Annotated in this window: 2 protein-coding genes and 2 tRNA genes; 3 read left to right on the top strand and 1 reads right to left on the bottom strand. The window is 32.7% G+C overall.

From position 1 onward, the window contains the following. The first annotated feature begins 88 nt into the window (after positions 1-88). The 3 genes from FLACOL7796_RS22945 to FLACOL7796_RS22935 all read left to right on the top strand — a co-directional run bounded on the left by FLACOL7796_RS22945 (position 89) and on the right by FLACOL7796_RS22935 (position 1800). A tRNA-Tyr gene (locus tag FLACOL7796_RS22945) sits at positions 89-169 on the top strand. Between the two features lie 272 nt (positions 170-441). Continuing rightward, positions 442-522: transfer RNA gene (locus FLACOL7796_RS22940), tRNA-Tyr, on the top strand. A 291-nt stretch (positions 523-813) separates the two neighbouring features. Next, on the top strand, positions 814-1800 hold the full coding sequence (locus tag FLACOL7796_RS22935; protein WP_232067437.1) for a site-specific integrase: 987 nt from the start codon (positions 814-816) through the stop codon (positions 1798-1800). Positions 1801-2737: 937 nt separating this feature from the next. Here FLACOL7796_RS22935 and FLACOL7796_RS22930 read toward each other — a convergent pair. Then, a complete protein-coding gene (locus FLACOL7796_RS22930; RefSeq protein ID WP_173973099.1) occupies positions 2738-8035 on the bottom strand; it encodes an NACHT domain-containing protein in 5298 nt (1765 codons plus the stop codon). Positions 8036-8191: the final 156 nt, after the last annotated feature.

The raw sequence follows: 8191 nt of genomic DNA, 5'->3' as shown, positions 1-8191 counted from the left end.
ATTAAGTTCATTTTTTGTTTGCCAACATTAAAAACGTTCCTATATTTGCAACCGCTTAGAAAAACAAAGCGCTATAATACAAAGCTTCGGGGAGATACTCAAGCGGCCAACGAGGGCAGACTGTAAATCTGCTGTGTGAACTTCGCAGGTTCGAATCCTGCTCTCCCCACTAAAAAAGTCCTAATGAAAATTAGGACTTTTTTTTATGCTCAAATTAAAGTAATTTCAAATACACTAAAATTCTCCAAAGAATTATTCAGTGAACTATTATTTTTCTTCTACTCTACTTGGTAGATTTATTTCTAAAGACTTTTTTTTCAGGTGTATAAATATAACTTTAAAATAACTTAAAATTAAGTTGATTTTTTGTTTGTAAACATGAAAAAACGTTCCTATATTTGCAACCGCTTAGAAAAACAAAGCGCAACAATACAAAGCTTCGGGGAGATACTCAAGCGGCCAACGAGGGCAGACTGTAAATCTGCTGTGTGAACTTCGCAGGTTCGAATCCTGCTCTCCCCACGGAAAGGCCGAAAAGTCGAAAAACTGTAAGTTTTCAATCTTTTCAAAAAGCCTTAAAAAATGTCTTAAAGCCAGTAAATCCGATGATTTACTGGCTTTTTTGCTTTAAGGCCTGTTTTCAATATTTATAAATTCTCACAAAATTAAAGGTGCAGAATCGGTGCACTTTCCGGCGCGCAGAAAAGTGCACCAGAAACAGCAAAAATCCCATATATTACAGGGGTTAACGAGATTAACGACTTGATTTGACAGTAATATTATTCTACATTTATTAATTTAAAAAGTAGGATTATGTTGGAAAGCAGTTTTGGTTTGGGATTCTTTTTAAAAAGACCCAAAATAGAAAGTAAAGAATGGATCGTATATTTCAGAATAACTGTTGACGGTATCCGTAAGGAAAGCTCAACTAAGAGAAAATGGGATAATACACGATGGGATCAAAGGTTCGAAAGAGCGGTCGGATCAAAGGAAGATGCAAAGTCGCTGAACTTCTTTTTGGATTCGCTGACTTTAAAAATCAATGAAATCAAAACCGAAATGATGTACAGCGGCAAAACCATAACCGCTGAGAAAATTATGGACGAGGTTCTAGGAAGGACAGCGCCAAAGATTAAGGTGCTCGAAGAATTTCAAAAGCATAATGATGAAATGGAGGCGCTTCTTGGAAAAGGCTATGCAAAAGGCACCCTTGACCGGTTTACAATTACTAAAAACCATTTGACTACGTTTATAAAACTCAAGCTTAAAAAGCACGATCTTGAATTTGCGGATTTGAATCTTGAGTTTGTAAAGGACTTCGAGTTTTACCTTAGAACTGTACGCGACTGCAGCAACAACACCACCCTAAAGTATATTGCAAATTTCAAAAAGATTGTAATCCGCGCCATTGATAAGGAGTTAATCACCAAGGACCCATTTAAGAACTTTAAGGGACGTAAAACAAAACTGGTGAAAAAACCACTCACCGCACAGGAATTGTACGAACTTGAAAGTCATTATTTCACAACTGACAGGCTCAATGTCGTAAGGGATGTATTTGTCTTCCAATGCTACACTGGCCTGGCTTACATAGACGCTTATCAATTAAAGAAAACTGATATCAAAGAAGGCATTGATGGAAATCTATGGATTATGTCCGAAAGGCAGAAAACAAACTCATCATTTAATGTCCCTCTTCTTCCCCAAGTGGTATATGTCGCAAAATTTAGGTTAGTGCTTATCTTATGGAGTTTTTTTAAATTCAGATTTGCCAGCAAAAGGATATGTAATTTCATTTGAAGCCGTTCTTTTTTATTGTCAATCAGATAAGGCAGTCGTATAAATAAAACTTCATAATTCATATAAAGTGCCAACAGATATAGAAACGGCAGTAAAAGAAATGTATAAACAACTGGAAGAAATAAACTTTTTAAATTTTCAACGGTGATCAGGCTTTTATAATCTACCAATGTTTTATAAAATACATAAATAAAAATAAGAATTCCAAGTCCGGCAAACAGACCTTTTAAACAGCTGGCCGTCTTCAAATGGTCAGGATTGGTTTTTGAAGAATTTTCTGCTACAATCTGCATCACACCTATAAAAGTCATAACTGGAATTATAACCATTTCAATCCCAAAACTGAAAGTGTAAAAATTAGTAATAAATTCCAGAGGTATAACTGCTTTTAAGTTATCAGTTATGATTGGCATGAAATAAGAACGTTCCTTTGCTTTGTTCATATTAAAAAACAAAATGGTTGCTGAAGTTAAAGACCATAATATCGTATCTTTAAGCAGACCCATATTCCATACCCCAGCTGTAAAGAAAGCAAAGGTTATTGCTCCAATATAGCAAAACATTCCCCATAAAGGAATTTGTATCTTACGATCAAAAAATTTGCTTAAAAGATCAAAAACGTCTTTAAATTTTACGACTAAAAGGGCAATAATAATAAATATGGAAGTCCATACAATTATCGCAGTTTCCCTGGTTGAGAATATTTCAAACATAATTTTTGACTAAAAAAAATTTGATAACCATCTAAATTTGCATTTGTTGACCAAACAGAATTCTGCTTTTTAATTCCACTGCCATAGTGTCCCTACTGTTCCAAAAGTAATATTAAGCATTAAATTTAAAACAGGTATTTATACTCATTCATTGTTGCTCATTTTACAATATTTATTAGAAAATTGTCTTCCCACACTCATCGCAATAGTTTTTGCAGCATCTTTTATTGCATTGTAAATACTGAAAACATTGTACATAAAGAACTAATCTCAGGCACATTGCTACCAGCTCCTTTTTGTATTATTTGTTGAAAAAGTGAAGGATCTATTTTTTTAATGATCACGTCACTACATATGAATAAATCCCGTCCTTTAAATTGTAAGTGAGAATGCTCATTTACCGCATACTTTTGTCCATCTTGAATAAAAATATTTTTCAATCCATTTAAGATTCCACGTTCAATATCTTCGTTAACCTTCTTTTCAATTAGAAGTAAAATAAGGGACAAACACCATGAAAGAAGTTCTTGTTTGTTTTCATGTCTTTCTATTGCATAATTATTTATTGTTTTTAGAAATGCAGTAAATGGATTTACTAGCTTATTTTGTTTTTCCTCATCAAGTTCGATAATAAATCCATTAATCCAAAAGAGTAAATTCAAATTAAATCTATAGGGAAATTCCATTAAACTTTCAAATAAAAGTGGAAGCAGCTCCGAATCGAAATCCGCTTTTAGAGTAAACAATTCAGTAAATAAATTTATTACATTTTTTGACTTGGCAGGATCTGCAATATCATTGATCAATAAATTAATATAGTCATTTTTCTGTTTATCATCTGAAAGAGATATCTCTCTAATTTTAGAGAGAATTGCCTTGTTTTCCTGAGTAATTTTACGAGCATTATAATTTCTACTCCCAATATTTTCAGCTTTCGCAAAATCTGACAGATCCAGGGTTTGGTTATTTGAAAAATTAACAGCAATCGAAAAATAAGTTCCTAAATTTCCTTTATTCGACAAGTTCACAAGGTCTTTAAATGTTAAATCTCCTTGAACCAGAACAGCTTCAATATTAGTAATAATAGAATGGGGAATATCTTCACCGTCTACTAGAAGATTATCAAGTTCATCCAAATTTACAGCAACAAAGGGAATTACAGTATTTCGTGCGAATAGTGAAATATGATCAATATTTTTCTCATTAGTGTTAAATGTTTCTGGAATCGATCCTAATCTATAAAGTAAAGCGCAAAGTGCATTATCATCAGCAATTCTATATTTATCCAAAATTTCGTTGATTTCAAAATTATTTAGGGCATTGAATTCATGAGCAATTATGGCTAATTGTGGAATTAGTAAATTACTGCTATGGTCCTGCGCAAAAGTTTCTAACGCCATTATTTCTTTAACAGCCACCCCAATTTTTTGTTTAGTTGAACGGTCAAGTTTTCCTAATTGGAAAATAAGTCCATATAAATGCTGAAAAACATGATTGTCAAAATGCCTTTTGCTTTGTACTAATGCCAGAAAAAAATGTTTCCAGTCTCCTCCATCCTTATAAGCTTGATAGAAAGCAGGGAATATTAAATCTTTCAAACTATACTTCTCTTCAACTAAAAGTGCGAATTCTTTCAATTCCCGAACAAAGTGGGGATCGTCAAATAAAAACTGAAATTTGTTGTAAAAATCTTTAATTGCTTCCGGCGCATCCTGGATATCTAAAAGCCAGCATTGTGCTTTTTCTTTTATGGTTAGCTTATCTGCATAATGATATAGTAAACTTCTCGCTGCGGATGTTCTATTTTTTAGGTTTTCGGAGCTTAATTCGTCCAAAATATCTAAATAAAATTGCTCTTTACCAATAACTCTTTCAATACCATCATCTAAAAAGTTCCCGCTCCAATCCAAAAAAGAAGCATCTCCTAACAATCCCCTAATTAATTCAGTCAATAAGTCTTTGGTTAGTTTATGCTGATTGTTATGGTAAAGCAGTTTTAATGCAAAAACTTTTGAAAGCTCGGGCAACTCGTTTGTCAAACTAAATATGAAGTCCAGTATATTAGGAGAAAAATTAAGTTTCATGCATAGCCTCAAAAATTCTTGATTATCATGATGACTTTTGGAAACTGATCTTATAACTATCTCTAATGCTTCTTTTTCATACTCAGGATTACTGATCAGCAGTATAGTGGCTGCTTTATATCTTAGTCTTCCATCCAAATGTTTCAACGAGCTTTTTAAGACATCATAATAGTCAGTATCTGTAAGAACTGCTGAAAACTTAGCTCTGATTTCAGGATACCTAGCTAATGAATATTTGCTTAAGTTTCGAACAATGAACAAAAACTCATTTAGGTAAATATTTTCAGATTTTTCTAAAGTTGCTAAAAAATACTTTAAATATAAATCAGGAATTCCTGATTTATCGTCGGAATGATCAACAAACCTTATGATGTACTCAACCCCTTTTTCACTATCACAAATTATTTCTTCGACAATTTTTTCCCTTTGCCCATTTTTGTAGTCAGACCATGAAGGCTTCTTTAAAACAGGCTCACCAACCAAAATGGGGTTTCGCTCTCCATAATACTTAAATAAAACTACAGCTGCTGCATCGGAAATAGAATTGTTACTGATTGCATTAAATCTGCAATAGGCTTGAAGCCTCGATTCACCCATCCTTGCTTGAAGTAATAAGAATAACTCATTTTCTTCATTTGCAATTAGATTGATACAATTGTCAAGAATAACTTTGGGAATATCGCCTTCAACAATTTCGAACCACATTTTAATTGCGTTTATCCGGTCACGATCTTTGCTTCGACATGCAATTTCTAATGCCTTTACTACCGCCTCTCTATTTCCTTTATTTAATTCCTCTTTTAACAGTTCAGCAGCTCTTTCTTTTAGTAAATCAATTTTCAAAGCTTCTGCAAGCAATATACAACCTTTCTCTACTGTAAATTTTTTCGGTATTGCTAAAGACATTGTTGGCAACAATTCGTGACATGTGAAAGTTTGCGCAGCTAAATGGTATGGAATTATTGACGCGAGCATAGTTTTTTCTCTTTCTTTAAGCTCAAATTGAGACCGTAGCAGATAATATCGAAGTATCAAAGCCGCCATCTCATCATTTCCAGAGAAAGTAGAATGTCTAGGAGTAATATAATCATTAAAAAACCAATCAAAACCATCTTCCTTCAAATCATCTATAATGTATGCATAGGCCTGTGGAACTAATGAGTCAGACTGCCCCCAAAACATGAGAGGCCGAAAACCAATCAATTTAACCTTGTCAAGAAATATGGTGTTTAATGAAGAAATTTGTGCTTCGGCCAATAGAACAGCGGCTGCAGGAGTATTATTACTGGTGAAAAGCAACTCCTCAATTACTTCGCTAAGATAACTTTCTACCTTGGCACTTTCTCCTTTAGTTCTTGCAATTGCCGATGCAAAAGAAATTTCCCTCCAAGAATTAATTCTTTCATTTTTGAAATTAAAATCTTCGCCTTTCAAAATCCCTTTAAATAGATATAAACCAACTACAAGCTGGAGAAGCTGATGGGATTGGAACGCGTACTGCTCTCCAGTCTTCTGGAGGAAGTTGCTCTTGATAAAATTTATTGTTTCATCTACTAATTTGTTTCTCTCTCCAACTTCAGTAGAAATTAAGCTGTCTATAATTTGATAAAAAACATCATCATTAATTTTTCCATCCTTGGATGTATAAAGTCGGTATGCAATTGATGCAATAAAACTCTCTCTTTGCAGAACATTGGGGTAAGTATCTAAAAATAATTTAAAACTCTCTTTCTGATCAATAGAAGTCCATTTTAATCTTATTTTTACAACCTCATATAATATATCACCTAATGTTTTCGAATTAAGATTCTCGTCCAAGAAGTCTCTGATTAGACATACAATTAAAGGAGTACTTGCATTGGCCAATAGTTCTTGCTTAGATTTTAAAATGTTCCAGCGTTGTACCGAATCATCTTCTGCCTCCTTAACTGACATACCGACTCCAACCGCCTCATTTTTTAAAATTAGTTTTATTTCATTTTCGCTCAAATCCAACGTAGTTAGGCAGTTCCATTGATTAAAATGTACTAAATCGGACATTTCAATCGGTCGACCAGATGCAATAATCCTTATGTTTACAGCACTATTGGACCAATTGAGCAAATGTGAAAGCAGTTTTTTACGCTCATCGAAATCAAACTCATCTAATCCATCAAAAATTAATGTTACCTCTTTCTTTGCTAAAAGGATAAAATCTATATCAAATATTTTATCAATTATATTTAATTCTTCGTTTACGAATTCATTTATAATTGACTTTAGTACTTTTTTATCAGTTGGTATTTTGCCGCGAAGGTAACTCGAAGGAATGAAAATTGGCAGAACATCATTTTTTACTTCTTTCAAAAAGTAATGGGCTAGTAAAGTACTTTTCCCGCTTCCGATTTCTCCGAATAAAAAGGTTGGTTGTGAATCATTAATTAAATCTCCAAGATTCTTGATTACAACATCTAACAGTTTGGCTTTGGCAGGATCGGTTTGTTCAATATTCTTTCTCGCAATTTTAATTTCCCTATTATGTTTAGCAACTTTCCTATCAATTAATTCAGGAAAGGATTTATCTTTAATATTGGAAAAATATTTATTATGTAGAAATGTCTGCAGCCATGTCTCTACCTTTATTTTAAGGTCACTAATATCTACATTAAGGTACTTTTGCGCTTTCAGGTTAATTTCTTTACCTGCACAAATTTTTAAAAAGAAATTTTCGATACCATCTTTTCTTAAGAACTTTAAAATCGTATCTGCTTCATCTTGCTTTTCTTCTAACGCAAGCATTAATGCCGCATAAACAAATTCTTTTTGATAGGGATTAGTAAATGATTCAGCGAATTTTGAATCTTTAATTTTGATTATAATTTCTTCTTTATAATCTTTCTCATTATCTTGCTCAAAATACCAGTTAATTGCGCTTAAAAAGGCAGCCAACGAATCATCATCCAGTTCCTGCTCTATATTTTTGTCATATTGTTCCAAATATTCAGCCACTAAATACTTTCTGACCGAATCTAAGACATGATCATTTTGCAATTTCCCTTCAAAAACGAGCTTCAGCAATCCTTGCTTAGGCAATGTGATATCTAATAATGTGGTTTTTTTTGTATTATTTTCTACAGTAATTTTATTAGTCGAATAAAAACCAAACTTAAGATTAGTACTTTTACTTGACGAAATCCAGATTTCTAAAAAGTAAACTAGTGTATTTAATATCTGTGACGAGTTAAATGAAAACGCTGTGGTATCATCATAATTTTTTTCTTCTTCAATATATTTGGAATCGTCATTTTGCAAAAACACATCTCCTTTATATTCAATAGCAACATTAATGCATGCATTGGGATTGTTCTTAAATTCATCAAAAAAAAGACCTAATGCTCTTTGCTTTTGCAGGGTAAATCCTTTTGTTTTGTCACCCGCTTCTCTTTTAATTTCAGCCATTTAATAGTTGTAAATTTTCAATTGTTTTATCGGTATACATTTTATAAGTCTGCTGAATTCTTTGATAATTCAGAGCCTTTTTTATCATTTATAATTAGTGACGTAATCTATCTAGTTAACAATAGTCAGTCTTAAATACAAAGGCTAATATATAAC

This window comes from Flavobacterium bizetiae (genome assembly GCF_902804475.1).
Lineage (GTDB): Bacteria > Bacteroidota > Bacteroidia > Flavobacteriales > Flavobacteriaceae > Flavobacterium > Flavobacterium bizetiae.
This window is presented reverse-complemented; position numbering and strand designations above follow the sequence as displayed.

Coding starts and splice junctions, on each gene's coding strand:
- FLACOL7796_RS22935 (WP_232067437.1), top strand. CDS start 814: ATGTTGGAAAGCAGTTTTGGTTTGGGATTCTTTTTAAAAAGACCCAAA.
- FLACOL7796_RS22930 (WP_173973099.1), bottom strand. CDS start 8,035: ATGGCTGAAATTAAAAGAGAAGCGGGTGACAAAACAAAAGGATTTACC.